Source organism: Paenibacillus zeisoli, from assembly GCF_003994465.1.
GTDB lineage: Bacteria > Bacillota > Bacilli > Paenibacillales > Paenibacillaceae > Fontibacillus > Fontibacillus zeisoli.
This window is the reverse complement of record NZ_RZNX01000001.1, coordinates 273007-298601: the sequence shown is the minus strand read 5'-3', so window position 1 is coordinate 298601 and position 25595 is coordinate 273007. Positions and strand designations below refer to the sequence as shown.

24 protein-coding genes are annotated in these 25595 nt (G+C 46.8%); 13 read left to right on the top strand and 11 right to left on the bottom strand.

All coding sequences use genetic code 11. The features are described from left to right. Position 1: 1 nt before the first annotated feature. A complete protein-coding gene (gene hemG / locus EJP77_RS01320; RefSeq protein WP_127197387.1) occupies positions 2-1459 on the bottom strand; it encodes a protoporphyrinogen oxidase in 1458 nt (485 codons plus the stop codon). Positions 1460-1622: 163 nt separating this feature from the next. Between hemG and EJP77_RS01315 the strand changes: the two genes are divergently transcribed. The 4 genes from EJP77_RS01315 to EJP77_RS01300 all read left to right on the top strand — a co-directional run bounded on the left by EJP77_RS01315 (position 1623) and on the right by EJP77_RS01300 (position 5732). After that, positions 1623-1856, top strand: coding sequence for a DUF2249 domain-containing protein (locus tag EJP77_RS01315; RefSeq protein WP_127197386.1), 234 nt, complete (start codon positions 1623-1625; stop codon positions 1854-1856). Between the two features lie 15 nt (positions 1857-1871). Continuing rightward, entirely contained in the window at positions 1872-2207 is a 336-nt protein-coding gene (locus EJP77_RS01310; protein WP_127197385.1) for a hypothetical protein, read from the top strand. Positions 2208-2308: 101 nt separating this feature from the next. Beyond that, on the top strand, positions 2309-3226 hold the full coding sequence (locus EJP77_RS01305) for a multicopper oxidase domain-containing protein (protein WP_127198251.1): 918 nt from the start codon (positions 2309-2311) through the stop codon (positions 3224-3226). 196 nt (positions 3227-3422) lie between these two features. After that, entirely contained in the window at positions 3423-5732 is a 2310-nt protein-coding gene (locus EJP77_RS01300) for a nitric-oxide reductase large subunit (protein WP_127197384.1), read from the top strand. A gap of 100 nt (positions 5733-5832) precedes the next feature. On the opposite strand, the gene EJP77_RS01295 is transcribed toward EJP77_RS01300, so the two are convergent. Then, entirely contained in the window at positions 5833-7014 is a 1182-nt protein-coding gene (locus EJP77_RS01295) for a TIGR04053 family radical SAM/SPASM domain-containing protein (protein ID WP_127197383.1), read from the bottom strand. Positions 7015-7198: 184 nt separating this feature from the next. On the opposite strand from EJP77_RS01295, the gene EJP77_RS01290 reads away from it, so the two are divergent. Genes EJP77_RS01290 through EJP77_RS01280 form a run of 3 tightly spaced genes read left to right on the top strand, consistent with a single transcriptional unit; the run spans position 7199 to position 11781 of the window. Next, the gene (locus EJP77_RS01290) at positions 7199-7609 is read left to right on the top strand and encodes a hypothetical protein (protein WP_127197382.1); all 411 of its coding nucleotides are present in this window, start codon (positions 7199-7201) and stop codon (positions 7607-7609) included. Positions 7610-7635: 26 nt separating this feature from the next. Then, complete coding sequence (locus EJP77_RS01285) at positions 7636-10053, top strand: molybdopterin-dependent oxidoreductase (RefSeq protein WP_127197381.1); 2418 nt, start codon at positions 7636-7638, stop codon at positions 10051-10053. Positions 10054-10095: 42 nt separating this feature from the next. After that, positions 10096-11781 (top strand): glycoside hydrolase family 13 protein, encoded by a 1686-nt coding sequence (locus EJP77_RS01280; RefSeq protein WP_127197380.1) that lies wholly within the window; start codon positions 10096-10098, stop codon positions 11779-11781. Positions 11782-11841: 60 nt separating this feature from the next. Here EJP77_RS01280 and EJP77_RS01275 read toward each other — a convergent pair whose 3' ends face one another. The 3 genes from EJP77_RS01275 to nirB are packed head-to-tail and all read right to left on the bottom strand — an operon-like array spanning position 11842 to position 15480. Beyond that, positions 11842-12663: a formate/nitrite transporter family protein gene (locus tag EJP77_RS01275; protein ID WP_127197379.1), complete on the bottom strand. Its 822-nt coding sequence runs from the start codon at positions 12661-12663 to the stop codon at positions 11842-11844. 26 nt (positions 12664-12689) lie between these two features. Beyond that, entirely contained in the window at positions 12690-13028 is a 339-nt protein-coding gene (nirD, locus tag EJP77_RS01270) for a nitrite reductase small subunit NirD (RefSeq protein ID WP_127197378.1), read from the bottom strand. A gap of 31 nt (positions 13029-13059) precedes the next feature. Next, positions 13060-15480: a nitrite reductase large subunit NirB gene (nirB, locus tag EJP77_RS01265; RefSeq protein WP_127197377.1), complete on the bottom strand. Its 2421-nt coding sequence runs from the start codon at positions 15478-15480 to the stop codon at positions 13060-13062. A 224-nt stretch (positions 15481-15704) separates the two neighbouring features. Between nirB and cobA the strand changes: the two genes are divergently transcribed. Then, complete coding sequence (cobA, locus tag EJP77_RS01260) at positions 15705-16478, top strand: uroporphyrinogen-III C-methyltransferase (protein ID WP_127197376.1); 774 nt, start codon at positions 15705-15707, stop codon at positions 16476-16478. 113 nt (positions 16479-16591) lie between these two features. Here cobA and EJP77_RS01255 read toward each other — a convergent pair whose 3' ends face one another. After that, complete coding sequence (locus EJP77_RS01255) at positions 16592-17575, bottom strand: glycoside hydrolase family 5 protein (RefSeq protein WP_127198250.1); 984 nt, start codon at positions 17573-17575, stop codon at positions 16592-16594. A gap of 238 nt (positions 17576-17813) precedes the next feature. Between EJP77_RS01255 and EJP77_RS01250 the strand changes: the two genes are divergently transcribed. From EJP77_RS01250 to EJP77_RS01235, 4 genes are all read left to right on the top strand, one after another. After that, positions 17814-18059, top strand: a complete 246-nt coding sequence (locus tag EJP77_RS01250) for a hypothetical protein (RefSeq protein ID WP_127197375.1) — start codon at positions 17814-17816, stop codon at positions 18057-18059. A gap of 219 nt (positions 18060-18278) precedes the next feature. Continuing rightward, entirely contained in the window at positions 18279-19889 is a 1611-nt protein-coding gene (locus EJP77_RS01245; protein WP_246021605.1) for a spore germination protein, read from the top strand. A gap of 11 nt (positions 19890-19900) precedes the next feature. After that, positions 19901-21130, top strand: a complete 1230-nt coding sequence (locus EJP77_RS01240) for a Ger(x)C family spore germination protein (protein WP_127197374.1) — start codon at positions 19901-19903, stop codon at positions 21128-21130. 34 nt (positions 21131-21164) lie between these two features. Further along, positions 21165-22259, top strand: coding sequence for a GerAB/ArcD/ProY family transporter (locus EJP77_RS01235; protein WP_127197373.1), 1095 nt, complete (start codon positions 21165-21167; stop codon positions 22257-22259). A gap of 19 nt (positions 22260-22278) precedes the next feature. On the opposite strand, the gene EJP77_RS01230 is transcribed toward EJP77_RS01235, so the two are convergent. The 5 genes from EJP77_RS01230 to EJP77_RS01210 form a co-directional block, all read right to left on the bottom strand. Then, complete coding sequence (locus tag EJP77_RS01230) at positions 22279-22677, bottom strand: NUDIX hydrolase (RefSeq protein ID WP_127197372.1); 399 nt, start codon at positions 22675-22677, stop codon at positions 22279-22281. Beyond that, the gene (locus EJP77_RS01225) at positions 22664-23134 is read right to left on the bottom strand and encodes a DMT family transporter (RefSeq protein ID WP_127197371.1); all 471 of its coding nucleotides are present in this window, start codon (positions 23132-23134) and stop codon (positions 22664-22666) included. Before EJP77_RS01225 ends, EJP77_RS01230 begins: the two co-directional genes overlap by 14 nt. Continuing rightward, positions 23131-23847: a Crp/Fnr family transcriptional regulator gene (locus EJP77_RS01220; RefSeq protein WP_127197370.1), complete on the bottom strand. Its 717-nt coding sequence runs from the start codon at positions 23845-23847 to the stop codon at positions 23131-23133. Before EJP77_RS01220 ends, EJP77_RS01225 begins: the two co-directional genes overlap by 4 nt. Positions 23848-23902: 55 nt before the next feature. After that, entirely contained in the window at positions 23903-24328 is a 426-nt protein-coding gene (locus tag EJP77_RS01215; RefSeq protein WP_127197369.1) for a DMT family transporter, read from the bottom strand. Positions 24329-24453: 125 nt separating this feature from the next. Beyond that, on the bottom strand, positions 24454-24597 hold the full coding sequence (locus tag EJP77_RS01210) for a lmo0937 family membrane protein (RefSeq protein ID WP_127197368.1): 144 nt from the start codon (positions 24595-24597) through the stop codon (positions 24454-24456). Positions 24598-24754: 157 nt separating this feature from the next. Here EJP77_RS01210 and EJP77_RS01205 point away from each other — a divergent pair, with 157 nt between their 5' ends. Then, positions 24755-25543, top strand: coding sequence for a protein-glutamine gamma-glutamyltransferase (locus EJP77_RS01205; protein ID WP_127197367.1), 789 nt, complete (start codon positions 24755-24757; stop codon positions 25541-25543). Positions 25544-25595: the final 52 nt, after the last annotated feature.

The window sequence follows — 25595 nt, the reverse complement described above, 5'->3', positions numbered from 1 at the left end:
ATTACGGAGCAAGCAGTCTGTCCGCCAGTGCTTCTGCGGCTCGCTCACCTTGTGTGATGCAATCCGGAATACCTACACCATCGTATCCCGAGCCGCAGATCAGCACACCTGGATAGTGCTTATCCATAGCAGCACGTAGATTAGTTATTCTTTCCTGGTGTCCAACCCTGTACTGTGGCATGGACGTGGACATATGAGAGACCATACTTAACTCAGGTTGAGCTCTTATCCCCATGATTTCTTGTAATTCTCCTCTTACCTTTCCAACTAATTCATGATCGTCCATATTCGTATCAGCTTCAGCGCCAGCCCGGCCAATATAAGCGCGAAGAAGAATCTTGTCTTCAGGTGCAGTATGCAGCCATTTGGAGGATGTCCAGGTGCACGCAGTCATTAATCTTCCCTCTGATCTCGGAATAACGAACCCTGATCCTGTGAGCTTCGCAGGGATTTCACTTGCCTTGTAGCCAAGGGCTACATTGGCAACAGATACATAAGGCACGGACTCAAAGGTACCCGATTCATTGAAATCCTTCAGAAGCTTGGCACAGGCAAACGCCGGTATAGCCAGGATGACCCCGTCAACCACAAATTGCTCACCGGTGTCCAGCTTAAGCTGATAAATATTACCCAGACGGGATAACGATTCTAATCCGTTTTCTTTTAATATATTGGCCGAGGACAGTTCACTTTCCAGCTTCTCTATGAGTGTAGACAGACCATTCTTAAAAGTAAGGAACATACTCCGCTTCGCAATCTCCGGCAAATCCCTTGCCTGGGTCGAACGACCAGGAGCAGCTTTCGGTGCGGACGGTGCTGTTCTTCCGGCCATCATCCCCAGGATCAGACTGCGGTACTTGCGTTCGATTTCATGGAACTGGGGAAAGGTGGACTGCAGGCTTAGCATTCGGGTGTCACCCGCGTAAATGCCTGCAAGGAGCGGTTCAACGAGGTGATCAAGCACCTCCTTGCCGATTCTGCGCTCGATGAAATCACCTAGAGCCTCATCCTCCTTCGACTTCCTTTTTGGAATGATCAGATCCATTGCAGCTCTCGCCTTGCCTTTGAAAGAGATAAGATCGGTCTTGATAAAAGGTCCTACTTTCGTCGGTATTCCAAGCGCCAGGCCGGCTGGCATCTCACGCAGCTTTCCTTTGTGTAGAATATAATTGGTTCTCGCAGCCGGATTGGTGCCAGTTAATTCACTTTCCAGGCCAAGTGACTGTGCCAAATGCAGAGCGGCGACCTTGCGCCCAATGAATGAATCTGGGCCTCTTTCGATGATATAGCCATCCTGGCGTAAGGTACTGATTTTGCCGCCTAATTCATTGCTCTTCTCTATAATGGTAAGCTCCAGCTGCTTACCGGCCTTTTGAAATTTGCTCTTCAAATAATAAGCGGCACTGAGTCCGCTGATCCCCCCGCCAATGACAGCAATTCTTTCAGCACGTTCATTCATGGTATAACCCCTTACTCTGCAATTTTGTGTTAACGTAACATAACTAAATTTGAGCACTTGTGACAGAAATCACAAGGCGTTCACTCCGATTATTTATAATCTAACTATGAGGAACATCAGTACACAGTCCTCGGTATTCAACCATCCCAAGGAGGAAGACAAAATGAACGAATATACAGCTACCGTAAATGCAACCGAGTATCCGCCGCAATTGAAGCACAAGGTGATTTTTGAAACCTTTGATGATCTGGAACCAGAACAATCCATGCTGCTCATTAACGACCATGATCCCAAGCCGCTGTATTATCAATTCTCGGCAACCCGGGGTGAACAATTCAACTGGGAATACGTTGAGCAAGGCCCAGAGTGGTTCCGCGTGAAGATCACCAAACAGTGAAACGAGGGCTCAATTATGGCTGATGTACACATTGTTGACGAACGAACCATCAAGATTACAGCCGATATTCAGGACGCGCTTCATATGATTCAAGAAGCCAAATCGAATGTTCCTAAATACGCGCAGGATATTGTGACTATATTTGAGAAAATGCCGGAATTCGACTATACCTACTTCTGTTTCTACGCATATAACAGCGCTATGCTTTTTGAGAACATGCTGGGTATCGACCCCAAGAATTATACCTCCTTCAGCATGAATGCTCCGGATGCATTCTTCCATACCTTGTATGGAGGCATGGCTGCACTTTACGAGGAAGCTAGTCATTTTGTAGTTCCCCTATCCGAGTAAACATGCAAATGAATTCCCAGTTCCATAGAGAATGGAGGTTGACCGAAATCTCAGGAAAGTATAAGTATGTACAAGCTGTCCTTCTAGTTCTTGTCATTCTAATGATGATCAGCGGCTGCGATTGGAGCATAGGAAAGTCATCGGAAACCAAATCGCCCTCCGGCAAGTCTGAAGTTCAGCGGCTCAATCAACCTCCTGTTCCACCTGTGATCACACGCAGGGGCCATGAGGTTACTATTAAAATGACCGCACAGGTCACTCAAGTCGAAATTTCAAAAGGCGTACCTTATGAAGCCTGGACTTTTGACGGCACGGTACCCGGACCGGTGATTCGGGTACAACAAGGAGACACGCTTCATTTTGCTCTCCACAATATAGATCCCCAGATGCCTCATTCAATGGATCTTCACGCTGTCCATGCGGCTCCCAATCATAAATTCATTGATGTGATGCCAGGTCAGGAAGGCACATTCACCTATACGGCGGACTCGCCGGGGGTGTTCATGTATCATTGCGGGACCAAACCGGTTCTTATGCATCTAGGCAACGGCATGTACGGCATGATAATCGTAGAACCGAAGGATGGATATCCTACCGATCCGCAGATCGACCGGGAATACACGATTGTGCAAAGTGAATGGTACAAGGAGAATGACTACCAGGCTTTTCAGAATGAGGAACCGCGCTACGTCGTCTTTAATGGAAATAACTTTACTCTGACCGATCATCCTCTAACAGCTGCAGTCGGAGACCGGATCAGGCTGTATGTACTAAATGCCGGACCGAATGAAGTGTCCTCCTTCCATGTGGTTGGAACCTTGATGGATACGGTGTACCTTGACGGTAACCCTGCTAATGTTCTGCATGGCATGCAGACTGTACTGCTGCCCGCAAGCGGCGGTGCTGTTGTAGAATTCCAGCTGACCGAAGCTGGCGATTATACGATGGTCAGCCATCAGTTCAATCAAGCTTCCAAAGGGGCTGCCGGTCTAATTCGAGTTACTGCCAGCGGCCAATAAACTTTCATACGCCCTTTCCATGCCATAAGGCTGACATCCGTGTCAGTCTTTTTTTAATATAGATGAACAAAGTTGAAGTTTTTGTGATATTTTTCACTCCATTTAAGTTAGATTTTTCACATATGTAATTCAAATCACAAAGACCTTCCTTTAATGATCTTATGCTTGGTTCAACGAAAGAAAGGAGATGTCAATCATGGCTAGAAACAAGGCTCAAAACTCATTTTTAAAAGGAGTTCTTATATGTACACTCCTGCTCAGCTTCACCGTATTGATAGCTGGAGGATACTGGATCTTTAAGACTAAGGCGCCTACGCCGCTTAGAATGGTGGACAGTAAAGGCAATGTACTCACCACGCAGGAGCAGATAACCGGCGGGCAGGCTGTTTTTCAGAAATACGGATTGATGGATTATGCTACGGTTCTGGGCCACGGCTCCTATCTGGGTCCTGACTATACCGCTCAGTCTCTCAAAATCATGGTGGACGCGATGCATGATCAGCATGCCCAAGCCGAATATGGCAAGACTTACAGCGCGCTTAGTGAGGATCAGCGAACATTGATCTTTGATAAAGTTAAGAAGGAAATGAAGCTGAATCGTTATGACAAGACTACGGAAGTCTTAACCTTGACTGACGGGCAGGCGCTGGGTCTGTCCAAAGTGAGAGCCTACTATGAAGAAGTATTCACGAAGGGAGACGGACTTGGAATTCAGCCGAATCTGATACAGGATAATCAAATGCCCAAGGATAACCGGGCTTATATAGCCCCCGGTGATATGCGGAAGCAGATAGCTGATTTCTTCTTCTGGACGGCATGGCTATCCGGTACGCAAAGACCTGGGGATACGATCACCTATACCAACAACTGGCCTTACTTTGAGGATGCCGGCAACACCATGTCATACTCGGCCATAGTCTGGAGTGGGGTTAGTGTAACGCTGCTGATCATGTTCATCGGAATTATTCTATATATCTACAATCGTTATAAACTGCACATGCATGAAGCCTATGAACCCGGTAATTTCCCGGTGCTGGATCTGCATAAGATGCCTGTGACGCGCAGCCAGGTCAAGACAGGGAAGTATTTCCTGGTTGTTGTGCTGCTCTTCCTTATCCAATCGGCACTCGGGGGACTCCTCGCCCACTATTATACCGAGCCAAACACGTTCTATGGGATGGACTGGATAGCCAAGCTGATTCCATTTAATATCGCCAAATCCTATCACCTTCAATTGGTCATCCTTTGGGTGGCGACGGCTTGGCTGGGGATGGGAATTTATGTGGCACCGCTTGTCGGCGGCAAGGAACCGAAGCGTCAAGGGCTGCTTGTAGATATCCTGTTCTGGGCATTGGTCGCATTGACAGCGGGCAGTACAATTGGCGAATGGCTTGGGGTGAAAGGCTATCTCGGAAATCTGTGGTTCTGGCTTGGACACCAGGGCTGGGAATATCTTGAGCTAGGCAGATTCTGGCAGGTGCTTCTTGTCATCGGGATGGCCATCTGGCTCTATATCGTATTCCGGGCCATTCGCTCAGCCCTTCGCAAAGAAACGGATAAAGGCGGATTAACGCACTTGCTATTCTATTCAGCTATCGCTGTTCCTTTCTTCTATATCTTTGCTTTCTTCTTCAATCCAAGCACTTCGTTCACTTATGCGGATTATTGGAGATGGTGGATTATTCACTTGTGGGTTGAAGGAATCTTTGAGGTATTCGCTGTGGTTGTCATCGGATTCCTGATGGTCCGTATGAAGCTGGTAACCCGGGCATCTACTGTTCGCTCTCTGCTGTTCCAGCTCATTCTATTGCTGGGGAGCGGTGTTATCGGAATTGGACATCACTACTATTACAATGGCTCCTCCGAGATTTGGATTTCACTGGGCGCTGTCTTCTCAGCTCTGGAAGTCATTCCACTTACCCTTCTCATTCTCGAAGCATACGATCAATATAAAGTGATGCGTGACGGGGGTACATCTTTCCCTTATACTTCCTCCTTCCGCTTCCTCATCTCCACAGCGATCTGGAACCTGCTTGGTGCTGGCGTGCTCGGCTTCCTGGTCAATCTTCCAGCTGTCAGTTACTTTGAGCACGGAACAACATTAACCACCGCCCATGCACATGGCTCCATGATGGGGGTATATGGCATGTTCGCCATTGCGGTCTTGCTATATACGATGCGAAATATTGTAGAACCGGATAAGTGGAATGACAAGCTGCTGCGTCTGTCCTGCTGGGGTCTGAATATTGGCCTAACCGGCATGATCGTCATCACCCTTCTTCCCGTCGGCTTCATGCAGCTTAAGCATTCATTCGACTTCGGTTACTGGTCAGCACGTGATTTCTCCTTCTACCAGGAAGGCACAGTTAATCTTCTGCTGTGGCTGCGAATCATTCCGGATACGATCTTCATCGTGCTTGGTATTCTGCCGCTTGTTTATGCGGTGGTTCGCTCCATGTTCCACCTGCGCAAGCCGAATGTGGCTGATGAGGAAGTCTTCGAATAGTCATTGATAACAAACAAACCGCTCCGGGGCTGATAAGTTATTTATCAACCCCGGAGCGGTTTGTTTCGCTTTATATTTGCGGGACCCATGACTGGGCTCATTACACCCGTTGATCAGCGTCTGCCAAGGCGCGTGGAATGTACGCGCAAAAAGGGTCACTTTCCAAATAATCGCCCGTCATGGCGTACGCCCTTGCTCTTGATCCCCCGCAAAGCTCTTTGAACTCACAGACTCCACATTTGCCCTTCAAGAGACTTTTGTCGCGCAGCTCCTTCATTACGGCAGCATGACGATAGATCTCTCCAAGCGGCTGCTCTCGCACGTTCCCGCTGACCACAGGGAGGAACCCGCTCGGATAGACATCGCCAATATGGCTGATGAACACGAACCCGTCTCCGTCATTTACACCTTTCGGAGCCCGTCCCAGCACATCCTTCCGCTTCATAACTAAACCTGGCACAGAAGATAAGTCTCTAGAGGCCAGTGGATTCTGGGCGTTCAAACGGTCTGTATCTGAAGCCGAGGACGAGAGACTCTCCTGGCGCCGGCGGTTCATTTCCTGGACATACACCCTCCGGTAATGAGGGGCTTCAGTAGCCTTGATGCCATAAGGAACTTTGCCGGATAGATCGGCCAGCCATTTCATGACCTCTTCATGCTGCTCGGCAGATATGATATCCTTGACCATCCCCCGACCGGTTGGGACCAGGAAGAATACACTCCACAGTACGGTGCCCATCTCCTGCACTTTCTGGGAGATCGCTTCAAGGTCATGGAGATTATAATTGGAGACTGTTGTATTAATCTGGATGGGTAGCTCCAGCTCCTTAAGCCATTCTATCCCTTTCATGGTCTGGTCAAATGAACCCTTGGTTCCCCGAAAATGGTCGTGAATTTCCGCGCAGGATCCATCCAGACTGAACGCCCATCTGGACAGTCCCGCCTCTTTTGCTTTCTCAATCGCCTGCTTGGTAACTCTTGGAGTAGCGCTCGGTGTCATCGAGACAGACAGGTGCTTCTCGTTCACGGCATACTCGATCAGCTCATACAGATCGGGACGCATCAAGGGATCTCCCCCTGTAAAAACAAACAAAGGATTGTCCAGTTCTGCGATCTGGTCGATCAGCCTCTTCCCCTCCTCAAAGGATAGCTGCCTCGGATCTGCGGTATATTGAGCCTCCGCCCTGCAATGAAGGCATTTAAGCGCACACGCGCGCGTAACTTCCCAAATGACAATGAATGGCGACTCAGAATAATCTCTGTCCTTATTGTTTACATTCATGCTGATTCCTCCTATCCAAGTCTTTGCTATTTGAAACTAACACAGCCAGTTGGACAGCATTGTGATACCTGTCACTTTGTTCGATTTATCCTGTTCACTCTAGTCATGCACTTGGTTATGTTCAATCCTGCACGGGTAATTTTAGACATATGTCTTGTTATACAAATTACGGGAGGTGGAGTAAATGCGGAAGCTGCTTGAATTACTTACGGATGTGGCGGAGCAAATCAATCTAACAATTGACGAAACTGAAGAAATGGAGCATCCCCTTGTCAAGTTGTATCGTACTTCCCTGCAGGAAGAACAATCTGCGTTGGAGCGGCTGCTGTCCAAGCTAAAGAGTACAGAACCTCCGATAGAAGAAATCAAGAATGACCTTTCCATTGTATATCTGAATGATGAGATCGTTGAACCCACCTTTCGGGCATGGCTTCGCGCTGTGAAATGGATGGACCACAAGGATTCTGAAGAAGCGAAGAAGCTGGAGAATCGATTTCCTGGCATCAAGTCCCGTCTTAAGGAGACAGGAGCCGAGCTCAAAGAAATCTATGGGGCTGCTGCCATTAGGTTTATCGTACCCGCCTTATATCAATAATCGTAACTACAGAATGGAGGTTCGTCATGAGTTGGGACAATGAGCGTATTGATATGAATGTCTATAGTCAGGGTGAGGTGGACCGCTGGGTCTACAGCACCTGCAATCTTTGTTCGGTAGGATGCGGCTGTCATATCGCTGTTAAGGATGAGCAAATTGTCGGCATAAAGGGAAATGCCGAGCATCCCATTAACCGCGGCCGGCTTGGCCCCAAAGGTGAGAACCAATGGTATGCGAACGGCAGCCCGGACCGGCTGCTTACCCCTCTCATCCGCAACCCGCAGGGTGAGCTCGCTCCGGCAACATGGGATGAAGCTATGGAGCTTATCGTATCTAAGGTGAAGATCTCTCAGAAGGAGAAAGGAAAGAACAGTATCTCTATTTATTCTACTGGCCAAGGCTTTCTTGAGGATTATTACACGATTGCCAAAATAGGCCGTGCCGGGCTGAACACGCACCTGCTTGATGCCAACACTCGGCTCTGCACCGCTACCACCGAGTTTTGTCTCCTTCAATCCTTCGGTGCAGATGGTACGCCTGCCTCCTTTGATGATGTGGATCAGGCAGACACCTTGATGCTGTTCGGACATAATGTTGCTGAGACGGGCACCGTCCTGTATGAACGGATCATGCAGCGCAAAAAACGCACCGGCAAGCCCTTCATCATTACCGTGGATCCCCGTAGAACTCAAACCGCTCGAAGCTCTGATCTCCATCTTCAGCTCATCCCTGGAACAAATGTCCCTTTGCTCAACGGGTTAATTAACCTGATCTTGCAAAACGGTGCAGCGAACAAGAACTTCATTGAGCAGTATACCATCGGCTATGAAGAGATGGCGGCTAGTGTTCTGGAATGGACACCTGCGCGCACAGCCCAGGAGACCGGAATCCCACAGGATCTGTTAATGGAAGCGGCCAGAATATTATCGGACACATCTTCCCTGGTTACTACAACTCTTCAGGGCGCCTTTCAGAGTGCAGATGCTACAACTTCCTGTGTCGCCATCAACAACCTTCATCTGATTCGCGGTCTCATTGGCAAGCCAGGCTGCGGCCCACTCCACATGGCAGGACAGCCAAGCTCGTCTGCGAACCGGACAGCTGGCGGCGTAGGGACCTATCCAGCGCACCGAAATCCCATGAATCCTGCTCACATTGAAGAGATGGGACGGCTGTGGAATGTGGATCCGATGCTGCTTCCCGTTGGCCCTGAGAAAGGAATCGAGGAGCAGCTGGAGATGATGGAACGCGGACAGATCGGAGTATTCTGGAATATTGGAACGAATCCGCTTGTCTCACTGCCGAACCGCCGACGGGCCAAAACTGCGCTGGATAAGGTATTTGTAATCGTACAGGATCATTTCCTGACTGAGACAACCCGGGTAGCGGATGTTGTCCTGCCTGCGGCCATGTGGGGAGAAAAGGAAGGTACGATGGAGAACGCAGATCGAACCATTAACCTGCTGCGCAAAGCCATTGATCCACCTGGCCAGGTGCTCACTGATCTTCAAATTCTGCTGGATTTCGCTAAACGTATGGACTTCCGGGATCAAGACGGAAAGCCGTTAATCTCGTATTCTACCCCCGAGGAAGCCTTCGAGGAATGGAAGCGGGTATCCCGAGGCCGTCCCTGTGATATGACCGGTATCACTTATGACAAGCTGGAACAAGCGAACGGGCTGCGCTGGCCTGTTAATGAGGCACACCCAGAAGGAACGCCTCGCCTCTATACCGATCTACAATTTCATACAACACCGCATTATACCCAGAGCTATACTAAGGATCAATTTACTGGCCGTTCCCTAACTCAAGCAGAGTTCGCATCCAAAAATGCAAATGGGCGTGCCATCCTTCATCCAACTCGCTATAATCCGGCTTCCGAAAGACCGGATGAGAACTATCCGCTGTGGTTAACAACGGGGCGTTTGGTCTGGCATTGGCATACCCGTACGAAGACCGGGCGCTCTCCTTATCTGCAAATGGCTGCGCCGCAGGGGTATGCTGAATTACATCCCGAGGATGCTGATCAATACGGAATTATCGATGGTGAATTGGTGCGAATTTCTTCACCGCGAGGCTGGATTGAAGTTCCGGCCAGAATCAGCGATGTCGTTCAGAAAGGATTGATTTTTGTTCCTTTTCACTATGGAAGCTGGGAAGGCAACCAGGCAGCGAATGAGCTCACTGTCGATTTTGTAGATCCATTATCGAAGCAGCCCACTTTCAAGCATTGCGCCTGCCGAATCGATAAATTACGCCGCGAGCATGTTGTAGGCGGAGAAGAGACAGCTGCGGACATCGCAGCGCGCTATGGTCTGAGCCTGAGCAGCCTGCTGCAGGCAAATCAACTTGCAACTCCCTATGAGATTCAGACGGGTCATACTCTGGAGGTTCCCATGTCAGTCCTAAATGTTCCGATCCCCCCTTATCTGCCTTCGCGATGATGAGATTTGTCTTGAATATTTTTACGCGAGGAGGAACCTTAGATGAACTCAACCTGGTGGAAAGAAGCCGCAGTCTACGAGATTTACCCAGCCAGCTTCAAGGATTCAAACGGAGATGGAATAGGCGACCTCAAAGGAGTTATTTCAAAGCTTGATTACCTTAAGGAGCTGGGCATCGATGTGTTATGGATCTGTCCAATCTATCAGTCACCTGGGGAAGATAACGGTTATGATATCAGTGACTACTATGCGATTAATTCCGAGTTTGGCACAATGGAGGATTTTGATAACCTACTTAAAGAAGCTCATGCCCGCGGATTAAAGATCATGATGGATCTTGTGCTTAATCATACCTCGGACCAGCATCCCTGGTTCATCGAATCTCGTTCTTCGAAAGATAATCCCAAGCGCAGTTATTATATCTGGCGTGAAGGTGTCAATGGAATGTATCCGAACAATTGGGAATCTTACTTCAGCGGTTCAGTATGGGAACATGATGGCAAGACAGATGAATACTTTATGCATCTATATTCCAAGCATCAGCCGGACCTCAATTGGAGGAACGATGAGGTGGTCCACGGTCTGTACCAAATGATTCGATGGTGGCTCGAAAAAGGAGTGGACGGTTTCCGGTTCGACGCTATAGCCCATATTGTAAAAGCCAAAGGTCTTCCGAACGCGAACAATCCGCAGCACCTTCCTGTTGTCCAGGCCTATCAGCTTTTCTCTAATCTGGAGAAGGTCCATCTTATGCTTCGTAAATTAAACGAAGAAGTTCTTATGGATTACGACATAATGACAGTTGGGGAGACTTCTGGACTTGGACCAGAACAGGCACTAGAATATGTTGGGGACAAGCGCCATGAACTCAATATGGTATTTCAATTTGAGCATATGACCCTGGATTCCGCTTCCAACGGAACGGGAAAATGGGAGATGCGCTCCTGGACCTTGCTGGAGTTGAAGAAAATTATGAGCAGATGGCAGACCACCCTGCATAATAAGGGTTGGAATGCAAATTACCTCGGTAACCATGATCAGCCAAGACCTGTATCCCGGTTTGGGAATGACCAAGAATATCGCGTTCAATCAGCCAAAATGCTCGCCACTTGGATGCTTACCTTGGAAGGAACACCCTATATTTATCAAGGTGAAGAGATTGGAATGTGCAATGTTTCGTATGATTCGATCAGCGATTACCGTGATGTGGAGACATTGAATTTCTATGAGCATGCTAATCTGCAAGGCAGACCAGGCGACCAGACCATGGCTGCAATCAGGGCGAAAAGCCGGGACAATGCCCGGACTCCCATGCAGTGGGACGATTCTGCTCAGGCAGGTTTCACTACTGGAGAACCTTGGATCAAGGTAAATAAGAATTACGAGGAAGTGAACGTTGCTTCGGCTGTCCAGGATCCGGACTCTATATATCATCATTACCGTAAGCTCCTAGCTCTCCGCAAGAAAAATAAAGTATTTGTCTATGGTGAGTATAAGCTGCTGCTCCCCTTAGATCCGGAATTATATGTGTATACCCGAACACTGAATGATGAGAGACTTCTTATTATCCTTAATTTTTTCGATGGCACCCCTGTATTTCAATGGTCTGATGAACTTAAGAATGCATCCAGAGAGCTGCTTATTGCCAATTACGAACTGCCTGCAGAGGAGGACAAGAACATGTTCATGCTCCGTCCTTACGAAGCCAGGGTTTATAAATTAACATGAAATGCCAAAGAACCCGTCAGATTAGACGGGTTCTTATTTATAAAGTATTTTATTAAGAACTCATGCTACCTTCGTAGTTGGTTTGGCTTGCGAGGTTTCCGTGGTTCTGTGAGTAATATAGAGCAATATTCCTGTAAATAACACTCCACCTACCAGGTTACCTAGAAGCACCGGAATTTGATTCCACAGCCACCAATCTCCAAGGCTGACCTTGGCTCCGTACATTATACCTGCCGGAATGACGAACATATTCACTACCGCATGTTCAAATCCTTGGGCGAAGAAGGTCAGAATTGGCAGCCACATCGCCAGAATCTTGCCTGTTGTCGAGCTGGAAGTCATCGCCATGACCGCTCCCAGTGTTACCATCCAGTTGCACAATATCGCCTTCACAAATACCGCAATCATTCCATCACTACCCAGAACTGAATATCCATTTGTCTTGGTCTCTGCCAGTTTGATGATGTACTTGATTATAGGCTGATCATGAATATGGCCAAAATTGGTTACAGCCACGTAATACAAACCTGCATAGAAGATAGAACCTAGAATATGTCCAAGAATTACCCAGAAGAAATTTTCGAGCATGCCTCCAAGGGTGGCACGCCTGGCCATAACGGCGATGGGTGCAAGAGCAAATGTACCTGTTACAAGCTCAAGTCCAAGAAGAATGATAATGACGAATCCTACCGGAAAGACCAACGCGCCTACAAGCCCAATACCCGTCTGGGTAGTTGCCGTGAAAGCCAGTGTGGTTGCAAAGGACAGGATAGCCCCGGCGAGAAACCCCCGGATGAGTAGATCCTTGACAGAAAGTTTAGATTTGACAGCGCCGGCTTGAATCATTTGATTCACTACTTCCTGAGGCTTTATATAATTCACAGTAATCTCCCCCCTCTTAAATCCCTTTAGGAAGCCCTTGTAGGCTCCTTGCTCTCTACATAAAGAATAATATTGCCTGTGGTCTCTTCCACTTCCACATGATATGACTTGACGCACCCTTCATCTGGAGCCTGAACCAGACCATCATTTAAATCGATCTTCCAATCATGCAGTGGGCAGTACACATGATGATCGCATACTATGCCTTCCGACAGCTTGCCGTTTTTGTGCGGACACAAATTCTCAATTGCGCGCAGCTCTCCGCCGGTTAATTTAAATATGGCAATCTCCGTGTCCAGTATGCGAACTACACGTGCCCTCTTCTCCTCAATTTCGCTGGCTTGGCCGATGATGAATCGATTCATATTACAGCTCCCCTTTTTCAAGTAAATTTGATTACACTTTAAGCGACTGAAGTGGTTCGTAGTTCTTGTTCAGGCGTTCCTGCTCTATGATTTCCTTCCAAGGATCCTGGGTAAGTCCTGCACTAAATTCATAACGCTGCTGCAGCGCCTTGCGTTCTTCTTGGGAGGCAAGCCCCTTCTTGATGGACTCGATGCCTACACGTTCAATCCATTTGGATGTCCGCTCATTGTAATTGGCATTCTCACGGTACAGTTGGAAGTAAGCCAGCGTCCATTCAATAACTTCATCTTCCGTCTTCAGCTTGACCAGTAACTCAGCCGGCCGGATATCCGTACCCCCATTGCCGCCAACATAGATCTCCCAGCCGCCATCAATCGCTACAACACCGAGGTCTTTGATGGTTGCTTCAGCACAGTTTCGAGGACAACCGGATACAGCAACTTTCGTTTTGGCAGGAGTGCTAATTCGTTCAAGGCGTTTCTCCAGTTCAATCCCCATGCTCATCGAATCCTGAGTTCCAAATCGGCACCAGGTTGAGCCTACACATGTTTTGACCGCTCGAAGGGATTTCCCATAAGCAAAGCCAGAGGTCATATCCAGCTCTTCCCAGACCTTAGGCAGATCCTCCTTCTTGATTCCATATAGTCCAATTCGCTGAGCACCTGTAATTTTCACGGTTTCCACATCATATTTGACCGCGACATCGGCAATCTTCTTCAGATCCTCAGCAGTTGTAACTCCTCCGTGTATCCGCGGAATGACCGAGTACGTCCCATCCTTCTGGATGTTGCCGTGGTTCCGCTCATTCACAAATCGGGATTCCTTCTCATCTGTGTGCTCCTCAGGCCAGATCATTCCCAGATAGTAGTTAAGTGCTGGTCTGCACTTCGAGCATCCTTCCGGGTTCTTCCATTCCAGCACATTCATTACCTCTCTGGAAGAAGTCAATCTCATCGTCCGAATGGCCTCTACCACTTCCTCACGTCCAAGCGTTGTACAGCCGCAGACCCCTTCCTTAATCGCGGTAACCCCTTCAGCTCCTAGGGCGTAGGTCAATAAATCCGCAACCAATGGCTTGCATCCACCGCAACTTCCTGTTGCTTTGGTGCAGTACTTGACATCATTAACACTCGTACATCCCTTCTCCTCGATGGCGCTGAGAATAGTCCCTTTAGAGACACCGTTACATCCACATACAATTTCGTCATTAGACATAGCTGCCACGAAATCAATACCTGACTTAGGCTTGCTTGACCCCTGTGCGCCAAGCACCAATTCCTTCTCTTGACCGCTGATATCCTGACCTGCACGAATCATTGAGAAGAGCTTGGAGCCGTCACTGGTGTCACCGAAGAGTACGGCACCAATCAGCTTGCCGTCCTGAACAACGATTTTCTTGTATACCCGATCAAAATCATCCTGGATTCGGAATGAACGTGTCCCCTCACTATCCACGAATTGCCCCGCAGAAAATACGTTCACACCGGACACTTTTAATTTGGTAGAGACAACGGAGCCTTTATAACCGGAAGATGGAATTCCAGCGAGCCTCTTAGCCAGCTCGGCTCCTTGATCAAAGAGAGGCGCAACCAGGCCGTATACCACACCACTGTGCTCCGCGCATTCCCCTACTGCATAGACATGGGGCGTATCCGTTTCAAGATAATCGTTCACGACAATCCCTCTATTGATCTCGATTCCGCTCTCTTTAGCCAAAGCGACATTCGGACGGATCCCAACAGCCATAACAACCAAATCGGCTTTCACTTCACTGCCATCCTTGAACCGGACTCCAGTTACTCGCTCATCACCTAGTATGGAATCGGTATTCTGTTCCAGCAGGAACTTCATCCCTTGGCTCTCCAGCTCGGAACGCAGCATATCAGAGGCTGTCTCATCCAGTTGGCGTTCCATCAAGTGCTTGAAGATGTGTACCACGGATACCTCCATGTTCAAATTAAGAAGGCCCCGGGCAGCTTCCAATCCCAGTAATCCTCCACCGATTACAACGGCATGTTTGTACTGCTTGGCGGCATTAATCATAGACTCACAATCCTGTATGTCGCGGAAAGCAATAACGCCTTCCTTATCCGCTCCGGGTAGAGGAAGCATGAACGGTAGAGAGCCTGTTGCAATAATCAGGTCATCATAACTTGCAGTTAATCCTTTATCGGTTGATACGATTTTCATTTCGGTATCTATATGGGTTACCGTCTGGCTGGTGTGAAGCGTTATTCCGTTATCTGTATACCAATCCATATCGTTAATTACGATATCTTGAATTGTTGCATCGCCTGCAAGCACCGAAGATAACAGAATACGATTGTAGTTGGGATGGGGTTCACTTCCGAATACCGTGATTTCATACTTGTCAGGCGCCAGCTTAAGCAGCTGCTCAATTGCATTGACTCCTGCCATACCATTTCCAATAAGTACAAGCTTCTTTTTCATTAGTCCGCTCCTTCATGTAATGTTTGTGTTAACTTTTAACTTGTTTTGCTCATTTCCTCGTCAATGTGATCATATATAACATGTTTAGTGACTATAAATTACAACTTTTTAATGCAAAAATCAACCATTTCTTTAAAAATGCTTGAAAACCGTACGTTTGTCATATATATTGAGATCAATATCAATGTCATGTTTACTAACATTACATTCAGGGAGAGGGTACTATGAAGCAAGTGGGGAGTGTATTCTTTGTGGGGGCAGGTCCTGGCGATCCAGAATTAATTACCGTTAAAGGACTGAAATGTATTCAAAGCTCAGATGTCATCTTATATGACAGGTTAGCTAACCCGGAACTTCTGAAATATGCTGGCGTGAATACGGAACTTATCTATTGCGGCAAACAGCCAAATCATCACTATATAGAACAGACTCAAATAAACGCGATCATAATAGAGAAAGCCTTAGAAGGCAAAACCGTTACCCGGTTAAAAGGCGGAGATCCGTGCGTATTTGGCCGGATTCAAGAGGAGCTTGAGGGTTTGAAAGAACTCGGGGTCCATTACGAAATAGTTCCAGGTATAACTGCTGGCATTGCAGCACCGGCATATGCGGGAATTTCAGTAACACAGCGTAAGGTTGCAACCTCATTCGCTATGGTAGCAGGACACTTATGTCATGGAAATACGATCCCTGAAGAGAAATGGAAGGCCTATGCAGTGGGAATTGATACTCTTGCTTTCTATATGGGTATAAGCAATATCGCTTATATACGAGATCGACTCATCGATCATGGCAGGGATCCTGACACACCTGCGGCTATTATCTCCTGGGGAACCACTTCAACCCAGCGAACTCTTACTGGAACACTTCAGCTTATACCCGAGCTGGTCCGGGAACATGAGGTTCGAAATCCAGCGATCATATTGGTTGGAGAGGTCGTACGCATGCATGACCAGTATGCTTGGTTCCCTGAACAGCCAGTGGAGATGTTCAGTTAACGCAAAGTCGTTCGCTTTAACTCTGATTAGCACAAATAAGCTCCTGGAAAGTGGCCACTTCCCAGGAGCTTATTCAATATCTCAATTCACGCTATTCATTTAGAAATGCAAGATTAATAAATCCCTGCTTTTACCGAAGTAGATTTAATTCCATTAGTACCGTTAACGACGGTGTTCCCCCAGCTTGTCAGACTGCCTGCGGGTCCTGTTGCCAGGTCCAGATAAGATAAATCGGAACTGTTCCCAAACCATGACCAGGCCAGCCAACCTACACCTTTCTCTTGGCCATATTTCATGATTGCGGTTTCATCGACATCCGCACCTTGATGGTATCCTCCAAATTCCCCAATGATGAGCGCAAGTCCCTTATTTAGCACATTTTCCATATTGGTTTTAACGGTAGCTGCATCCTTCCCTGCATACTGATACATATGAATGGAGAAGACAGTATTCTTGAGTGAATCTGCCGCAAATACAGAAGTACCATAATCGACAATGGATTGCGGGTATTGTCCCCACCCTGCACAATCAACAATTAACGTATTCTTAATCCCGGCGCTTCTTAGCTTAGGAATGGCCATCTTGTACCCGTTAGCCCAACCGCTTCCATCCCATGATCCATACCACTCGTTAGCAATGTTTACAATAACCCGGTCTTCTTTTCCTATAAGTGCATCTTTAATGCTAATCCAATAATTCACAGCTGCATCAAGAGAGGCTGTGTCATCTTTGCCTGTAGCATCATGTACCTCAAGCACAGCAACCATTTTGTTCTGTGATACTAATGAAATGATATTCTTGACAGAAGTCAGATCATCCTTGGTATATTGGCTGCCGTTCGACAGCACGATCCGAACTGTATTGGCTCCAGTCTTAGCAATAGCTGGAATCGCAGTGCTCAGATCATTTTTATACCAAGTATGTGCATGATTTACCCCCCTCATAACAAAAGGTTTTCCAGTTGAATCGTATAACTTGGTACCGCTTACATAAAACCCGGTAGCTGCAGATGCTTTAGGAAGTGTACTCCCCATTCCGACAAAGACCAGCAGAGCAACCAATGAAGTCAGAAAACCTTTGCGTAAGTGCATTTTGATGAATTCCTCCTCTTCTTTTTGACAAAATATGAACACTTTTCATTCTATCATCCATATTTCGGCATAACATTGGTTTCCTTTGTGTTGTTCATTGTTCTATTTTCTTTTTCATATAATTATTTTATGCTAGATTCCCAGTTCAGGAATTCTTTCGAAGTGCAGGGGTACACTACTGCTCAGGACTGCGCTGGTCTAACAGCAGCTCTCCTTATCCTAAGCAGCGAGGGAGTGACATGGAATGGTTGACAGAAACAACAACCGAGATCAAGACAACAAGGATGGTGTTAACGCGGGTAAAGCCGTGGGAACAGTGGGCGGTGCAGCTGTAGGTGCTGCCGTAGGTTCAATCTTGGGACCACTTGGAACCGTGGTTGGCGGAGTGGCTGGAGCTGCACTCGGCAACAAAGCTGGTGAAGGCGCCGGGAACGATCATAACCAATCGGAACACGGTAACAATGACAGCTCGTCCTCAGGCAGAAGATAACATGTAACACGCAAGAAGAAGGAGAACAGCAATCCGCTGTTCTCCTTCTTTCTATTCTAACAACACATATCGTTCTATATATTGCGGCGAACGAATGATAGTTTGCGGTGAAACTAGGCTGAGATTTGCTGTATGTGGATTGAAGTTCAAACCATACAGTGAATAAATACATACATTTGGGAGCAAATTACATGGAAATTAAGTGAAGAAGGAGAACTTATGATCTTCAAGCTTTTAAAGATGCTTTTATTCCGCTCTCGCCAGAAACAACCTCAAGTAGAGGCCAAGAACCAGGCGAACGTCTCTTCAAGCGATACAATAAGTCCCTTACTTAAGTCTAAGCTGGCTGTACTCAAAGAACGAATGGGTACCAGCTCTGACTTTATCATCCGGGAAATTAGTGATACTTCATCTGGCCCCTACCCATTTGCCATAAGCTATATTGATGGATTAATTGATCAGGGTCTTCTTGCAGACTTAATGGAGTCCTTAACCTCAGACTTTGGTAATTCCTTTCAGGGTGATGTTGATCCTGCGATATGGTTCAAGGACAAACTTCCGGTTGGTAATCTTAACGTTGTCTCTTCCGAGAAGCAAATGGTGAATTCCATCCTGGAAGGGCGTGTTCTCGTCATGATCCATGGTGTCCAAGAAGCTTACGCCGTTTCTATTCTAGGCGGGCAGCGGCGGGGCGTCGAAGAGCCAACCTCTCAGACTGTGGTTCGGGGACCCAAGGAAGGTTTTACTGAAGATATTTCAACCAATACCGCCATGCTTAGACGCAGAATCCGATCTGCAGATTTGAGTTTTGAGTCACGAATCGTAGGGAAATACACGCAGACCAAAATATCCGTGGCATATATAAAAGGCATCGCCAACCCGGATGTTGTAAAAGAAGTATTATCCCGAATTGACATGATTCAGACTGACAGCATCCTTGAAAGCGGCTATATTGAAGAGTTCATCCAAGATGGGGTCAGATCTACCTTCCCAACAATCTATAATACTGAGCGGCCCGATACGGTTGCTGGCGGATTATTAGAGGGCTTGGTCGCCATATTGGTTGATGGAACACCCTTTACCTTGATTGCTCCCGTCACCTTCTTCCGGTTCATTGTTTCGAGTGAAGATTACTACCAGCGATACGATCTTGCTACCTTTCTTCGGATCATCAGGTTCGTGTCATTTTTTGTTGCCCTGCTGCTTCCATCGATCTATATCGCCACAACAACGTTTCATCAGGAAATGCTTCCAACGACCTTGCTCATTGCTCTCGCCGCTCAGCGTGAAAGCACACCTCTGCCTGCTCTACTTGAAGCGCTCGTCATGGAGATAACTTTCGAGGTTATCCGTGAAGCAGGCGTGCGAATGCCTAGGGCCATTGGGCCGGCGATCTCTATTGTTGGCGCACTAGTTCTTGGACAAGCGGCGGTGCAGGCAGGGATTGTATCTGCGGCAATGGTCATCGTAGTTTCTTTTACCGCGATCTCTAACTTTGTTCTTCCCGCCATTAATATGGCAGCTGCGGTGAGACTTCTGCGATTCATACTGATGTTTCTGGCTGGGACCATGGGATTATTCGGGATTCTTGCCGGCCTGATCCCGATTCTGGCTCATTTGGCCTCACTTCAAAGCTTTGGTGTCCCCTATTTAATGCCGCTTGCTCCCTTTAACAAGAATAATATGAAGGACGTTATCTACCGTGCACCCTGGTGGAAAATGAAGACTCGTCCCGTAATGATCGGGGACAACAATGAGGTAAGGCAGTCCGCTAACCATAATTCCTTTTCTGAGCAGGCCACTGATCATAACAAAGATCCGATGCGATAAGGAGGAGTCCCATGCGCACTATAAGCTTAGGTATTGTCTCGCTTATGTTCATGCTGATCCTGTCAGGCTGCTGGAATCGGACTGAGCTCAATGAGCTCGGAATTGTCGTGGCAACGGGCTTGGACTATATGGATGGGGAATGGATAATCTCCTATCAGGTCATTGTCCCCTCCAATATGGCTTCAGGAAATGGAGGCCAATCCGGGAGTGCTTCACAACCGGCAGTTCACGTATTCTCCGTAAATTCCAAGTCCATTCATCAGGCCTTGAATCTCAGCAACCTTGAGCATCCTCGCCGTGTCTACGTTGCACATAACAAGGTGGTTGTGATTGGAAGAAATGCGGCAGAACGAGGGATTGGCGAACTTATGGATTACTATTTCCGTAATACAGAACCCAGAGAGACCGTGAAAATGGCACTTACCGAAGGGCAGGCTATTGAAGTGCTGAATAAACTAAGTCCGCCGGAAAAGCTTCCAGGAGCCAGTTTGTCCGATATGTTAAGTAAGGAAAGCGATCAAGTCTCTGCGTATCCCATCATATCCGTATTTAATTTCGCACTAAAAATGAATTCAGATTCCAAAGGTGTTGGCGTGCCTGTTATTGATTTGGCCGGAGAAAGAACCCCTGGCCGCGAGGAAGAATTAAAATCAGAGGATGTATTGAAACAGACCCAGCAACCGTTAAAAATGAAAATTACCAAACTTGCAATTTTTAACCATGACCGTTTAGTTGGATTCCTTGATTATAAGGAAAGTTATGGTCTCTCCTGGATCACAGGTGAAGTCCATCAAACCGAGATATCATTCCCTTGTTCTAAGGAAGCCCGGACTCAAGAACATGCAGGGTTTACCGTAAGTTCATCCAAGACCCAAATTACGCCGAGAAAGTCCGGCTCCCATTTTGCCATGCAGGTTAAAGTCAAGGTCAAGGGAAACTTAACGGAGTCGACCTGTCAGCAGGACTTAACTAACCCGAAAGTAATCAAGGAGTTAGAAGCTCAAATAGATCAGCAAATTGAAGATTACATCATGACGGGTTGGTCAGCCATGAAGAAGCTTAAGACCGATGCAGCTGGGTTAGCAGATAAAATACACCGGAAGTACCCATCGGATTGGAGAAGAATCAAGGAGAATTGGCAGGATGAGCTGGCTCAAATGGATCTGGATGTACAGGTACAAACGACCATTAAACGTACAGGGCTCATACTGAAATCTTTTGAGCAGTCTGAGCAAGAGTAAAATCGTGACGTCTTAAAAAAGGAGTTCACCTTGAATGAACAAATATTCTGTACGAGTATCCGGACTGGCCATAACATTGTCATTGTTCGAGATTGGAAGTACCACACTCTTTTTACTGGGTGGGAAAGCCAAGCAGGATGCATGGATATCGATGTCTATAGGAGCAATAAGTGGTCTTATCTTACTGCTCCTCTATCTTGTAATCTATAACCTCGATGCGAAGCACGATTTGTTTGAACTTTATCGGAAGTATTTCGGGAAAATCCTGGGCAGTGTGCTTGCCCTTGTATTTGTTGCATATTTCACTTATGAGGCTTCCCGGAACTTGCGAGATCTTGGCGAATTAACCGCCATGACCCTGTTGAATAAAACTCCATTGTTCCTAATTTTGCTGATTGCTATTACGGTAGTTGGTAACACTGTACGCTATGGTCCCATGGTCTTATTTATCATGTGTACTATCCTGATGCCTATTATGGTTATCGGATACGGGCTGCTCGTCCTATTCATTTCAGTTACAGGAATTGCTCATCTGGATTACTTTCTGCCTGTTCTGGAGAACGGGATGGGTCCGGTGTGGTCGGCTGCTATACCCGAACTAGTGTCCTTTCCCTTCGGACAGACCTTGCTATTCCTGGTGTTCTTTTGTTTGGTCCCGAAGAGCAAACATCTGAACAAGACAATATTGGTAGCCTATTGCATCAGTGCAGTTGTTCTGATTATTTTGAATCAGCTGGAGATTCTCGTACTGGGACCTGATTTAGCCGGGATTAGTACCTACCCACTGCTCCAAGTCGTTCAGGTTATACAAGTGACTAAGGTACTCGAGAGAACCGATGCCCTCTTTACGCTAATTCTCTACCTTGGATTAGGGGTAAAAATAGCCAGTTTTTATCTCGGTGCCGTGATTGGTCTTTACAGAATTACGTCCATAAAAATTAACATATGGGTGATTCCGCTCGGAATCACGATCCTGATGCTCTCTCTCTTGTCTAAAACCTACACTGAATTTATCTGGGTTGGACTCCATTTCACGGTCAACAAGGTCTTTCCGATCTTTCAAATTGCTCTGCCTTTCTTGTTATTATGTGTGATGCTCCTGCGCAAGAAAAAAAGAAAAGAAGGCTGATGGGCAGCCTTCTTGAAGATTAATCGAGCCACTTCATCGCAAAAAGCTGCTCGAAGATAAGCTGACTTGCCTGGGATACCTTATGCAGGTCTTTGTAATTCAACCAGGCAATCTCCTCAATCTCCGAGGCAGGAGTATGCATGCCTGAATAATTGGCGGTATAGCAGGTCATTCTCACCATAATATCCTCCGATTTCCCATGAGCCCTCGCTTCAAATACTCCGAAGAAATGAATGGTCTCCTTCTCAATTCGTACGGATAGCTCTTCCGCAATCTCTCTTGCGAGTGTATCTGCATCGCTTTCTCCCGGATCTCTTTTGCCACCAGGCAAGAAGTAGGTATCTTGTCCTTTGGACCTGGCACACAAGATTTGGCCATTTCTTAGATGAATCCAAGCGATTTTATCAATGACTCTCATACTTGCTCCCCCTATTCTCTGATGTTCCGCCAAATTTGAATACAAGTATCCCACCTAGCAGGATGAGCACACCGATCAATTGATTCCAGGTGAAAGGGACCTGATCCAGTCCCAGCCAGCCCAGTGAATCCCACAACAATGCAAAACCAAGCTGAGAGGTCATCACAATGGAAATCGCGAAGGTGGGCCCAAGCTGCCGGACTCCTTTTACCAAACAGATGACTACTCCTACTCCAATCATCCCGCTGATCCAATACCAAGGCTGCATATGCTGTAAAGAGAAGGTTCCTCTTCCTTCTACAAGTAGACTGATAAAGAGAGACGCTGCAAATCCCATCCCTAACACCAGAGTAGTAGTGGCCCAGGATCCTGTGTGTTCATTTACCTTGGTATTGAATATATTTTGCAGACTGACCAGACCCCCAGCGAGTAGAGCCAATATAATTCCGAGCATCATGGCTTTCCCTCCTCCCTTTCGTAGATGTTCAGGCTTGCCAGTTCACTAAGTCCTTTCCGGTCTATAATCTTAATACTACCTTTGCTGCGTTCTATAAGACCCTCGGCACAGAACTTCTGGATAACCCGGTTCAGATGTCTGTAGCTGGTTCCTATTAAGTTCGCCGCATCCTTCAAGCTTAAGGAGGTGAGCTGCCCCTCAAACTTGGAATCTGAGTCGTCATAAGTGATCGATAACAAGTAACTAGCTAATCTCACTTCAACCGGGTGCATCAAGTTAAAGCTCAAAAAGTTGGATTTGAGGAAGAACTTCTGGGTAATGATCTTCAGCAAAAATTGGAGAAACGGCGGGTAATCTTGAGCATATTTGACAAGCCACCGATGGGGAATGCCAATCATGTCAACCGAGGATACAGCTTCAACTGTATTTATAATTTCAATCCCCTGCACATATTCAATATCACCAATGATATCCAGCGGATTCTTGAAAGAGAGGATCAAGGTCTTGCCTTCTGCTGAAGTCGTATAAATCTTCACTTTCCCCTTAACCAGAACATAAAGAGTATTAGCTGGGTCACCTTGTGAACAGATAAGCTCTCCCTGCTCGAAGCTGTATAATGACAAATGCTGCTGCAGCCGTTCATCAAATACGGTTCCTAACTGATACATCTCCAAATATGACCTTAGCCTGGCCCGATCCTGAACTTCTTTCACTTCGTATCACACCTTCTTCGCCTATATGCCAGCGTATTTCCGAGACTTCATTCTATCAAAATTTCATAATAATCACACCCGCGACCATCATGCCGATTCCAATAAATTGAGGAACCTTCATCTTCTGCTTCGCCATGCCGAACCACCCATTAATATCAATCACGAAAGTAAGGAACAGTTGAGCAATTAGCAGAGCTGAGATGGTAAATGTAACTCCAATCTGCTGGATCGCGGTCACTTCACTAAATATAATAAGGGCTCCAAATCCCCCTCCCAGTAGGTATAGCGGCTTTACCGACTTCAACTGAGCCAAGCTCCCATCTCTCACAAACACCAAGATGCATAATGCCAATATAAATCCGGTTAATTGTGTGATTGCCGCGGCCTGCCAGGTTCCAATATCTTGACTGATCCGGGCATTCGCAACACCTTGAAGAGTAATACAGGCACCGCCCAAAAAAGCAAATATAATTCCTTTCATTGTCTCTCTCCTAAGTTAAGTACTGTTTCATAATTAAAAGATATATCTGAACAATAGAGAAGGACATATGTCCTCAAATGTAAAGAAAGACTGCCGAAATCTTCGGCAGCCTGTATCACTTGGTCTTATCTTCGTCGACCACGTATGAAATTATAGATCAGTGTGATCACTGCAATAACCAGCAGGATATGTATCAGGCCTCCAGCGATGTGAAACATAAAACCAAGCAGCCAGAGTATTAGTAATATTACAAACACTGTCCAGAGCATATGTCACGTCCTAACTCATTAGAATTGTCACTTCCAGAAGTTTCTCCCACTCTGAACTCGATTATGCATATGGACATTAATCCGGCTAATCAAGTCACCAATTACAGGGCTTCTGCCTACAATATTGTAGAGTCCTATAAGATTGGAGGAACGAAATATGATTCTGATCGATGATCATACATCAAATGAGCAGATCAGCAAGTTACCCTTGTCTGAGCTTGAGAGAGCAATTGTCTTGCAGAAAGAGAAAAGCTCATTCACATATCGGTATCCCTCGCTGGATTCCTTGAGATTTGAACTGCTGGTAAGGCAGGAAATTACTTCAGCTGCCAGAGAATTGAATTCGAGTGGCGTCAAATTCGCCAAATTCAGCAGCTCACGCTGTAATGAGGCTTTTTGGATTCGTGAGAGCAGTGGAGGTTTTCGGCTAAAAAGTGGGGTCAAGCCGTCAGACGCCATTAACGATATCTACAGGAACGGTCCGCTATACGCTTTCGAATGTGGAACTGCCATGGTTATCGTATGGTACAAAGCCGTAATCGAATCAATCTCCCCAGATTCGTTTGATATCTATTTCAATCACTTATTCCTATATGATGGAGAACATGACCCTAATCTTGTACTTCAAGTCAGTGACAAAGGTAAAGAGGCTTTTCCAGGCGATGTCCTGTACTTCGAGAACCCGGATGTCGCCCCGGAAAAGAATGAATGGCAGGGTGAGAATGTGGTTTTGCTAGAGCCCGGCCTATATTATGGTCACGGAATCGGCATTAAGAGCGCGGAGACCATTATTGCTGCGCTGAACAGAAATCGTAAGCCGAACAGTCAGACCTCAGCATTTCTGACCGACTACGTGGTTAATCCTGACTTCGAATTTCTAAGAAAATTTCAGTCCAGACCCGTGGCAGCTCGAGTCGGCATGCTTTCGTTGCAGGTATGGGCTTAATGCTGCCAAAATTTATTTATCTCGTCCTTTTTGCTTCAGTGCTTCACGCAAA